Source organism: Curtobacterium sp. B18 (assembly GCF_000333375.1).
Classification (GTDB): Bacteria; Actinomycetota; Actinomycetes; order Actinomycetales; family Microbacteriaceae; genus Curtobacterium.
The window spans coordinates 1-1,531 of the sequence record NZ_BACZ01000335.1 but is presented as its reverse complement, the minus strand read 5'-3'; the positions used below and the strand labels follow the sequence as shown (position 1 = coordinate 1,531).

The 1,531-nt window shown below is 72.6% G+C and carries 1 protein-coding gene; it reads right to left on the bottom strand.

The window, feature by feature from the left end; all coding sequences use genetic code 11:
- Window positions 1-148: 148 nt before the first annotated feature.
- Entirely contained in the window at window positions 149-1,492 is a 1,344-nt protein-coding gene (locus I5E_RS21515; RefSeq protein ID WP_022906723.1) for a DEAD/DEAH box helicase, read from the bottom strand.
- Window positions 1,493-1,531: the final 39 nt, after the last annotated feature.

Genomic DNA, 1,531 nt, shown 5'->3' with positions numbered 1-1,531 from the left:
GTCGCGTTCTTCATCCCGAACGTCACGAGCATGGTCGCGATGGCCATCGTGTTCGGCTCGGTGTTCTCGGACGGGTTCGGGCTCGTCAACGCCGCCCTCCGCGCCGTCGGTGCCGATCCGGTCGGCTGGCTGTCGTCGTACTGGGGCATCAAGGTGACCATCGCACGAGCAGGCACACGCCGGCGTGCTGGCCGCGGCCGATGCGCCCGCGGAGCTGGTGGAGCTGCGAGACGCCGAAGCGGTCGGCGTCGAGCACGGCCATCATCGAGGCGTTCGGGACGTCGACCCCGACCTCGATCACGGTCGTCGCGACGAGCACGTCGACGGCTCCGGCCGCGAACGACGTCATCACGCGGTCCTTCTCGTCCGCCGACATGCGGCCGTGCAGCACCTCGATCCGGCGGTCGGCGAGCACCGGCATCGTGCGCATCCGCTCCGCCGTGGCGAGGACGGTGGCCGGCGCGTGCTCCGGCGTGTCGTCGTCGGGCTCGGGGTCGGGTCCGCCGTCGTCCTCGGCGTGGGCGTCGTCGATCGCCGGGCACACCACGAACGCCTGACGACCGTCGGCGAGCTCCTCGGCCATGCGGGTCCAGATGCGGGACTCCCAGCCGGGGTGCTCGGCGAGCGGGACCGTGAACGTCTCGACGCCGGCACGTCCGGAGGGCAGCCCGGTGATCGTCGAGACGTCGAGGTCGCCGAACACCGTCATCGCCACCGTGCGCGGGATCGGCGTGGCGGTGAGGACGAGCACGTGCGGTGGCGTCGCCCCCTTGGTGCGGAGAGCCTCGCGCTGCTCCACGCCGAACCGGTGCTGCTCGTCGACGACGACGAGCCCGAGCTCGGCGAAGTCGACGCGGTCGCCGAGGAGCGCGTGCGTGCCGACCACGAGTCGCGAGCTGCCGGACGCCGCCGCGAGCAGTGCCCGGCGCCGTTCGTCGGTCGACTGTGACCCCGTGAGGATCACCGGCCGGAGCTCGGCGGCGAGGTCGGGGCCGAGGAACTTCACGATCGACCGGAGGTGCTGCGCCGCGAGGACCTCGGTCGGGGCGATCAGCGCGGACTGCCCACCGGACTCGGCGACCGTCAGCATCGCCCGGATCGCCACGAGGGTCTTGCCGGAGCCGACCTCGCCCTGCACCAGGCGGTGCATCGGCCAGTCGCGGGCGAGGTCGTGGGCGATCTCGGCCCCCACCGACCGCTGGTCGTCGGTGAGCGTGAACGGCAGCGCCCGGTCGAAGCGTTCGAGGATCCCACCCGGTGCGGCGGACCGTGCCGTGGCCGCGGTCGCTCGGGCCGCGATCCGACGCTGCACCAGGGCCGTCTGCAGCACGAACGCCTCGCGGTAGCGGAGGGCGTCCTCGGCCCGCTTGAAGTCCGCGACCTTCTCGGGGCGGTGCAGCAGCTCGAGCGCTCGGCGGAACGGCACGAGGTCTAGCCGGTTCCGGACGCGCCGCGGGATCGGGTCGTCGACGTCCGGGAGCGTGTCGAGCACGATCCGCTATCGACTTCGCGATCTGGCACGAGGTGAGCG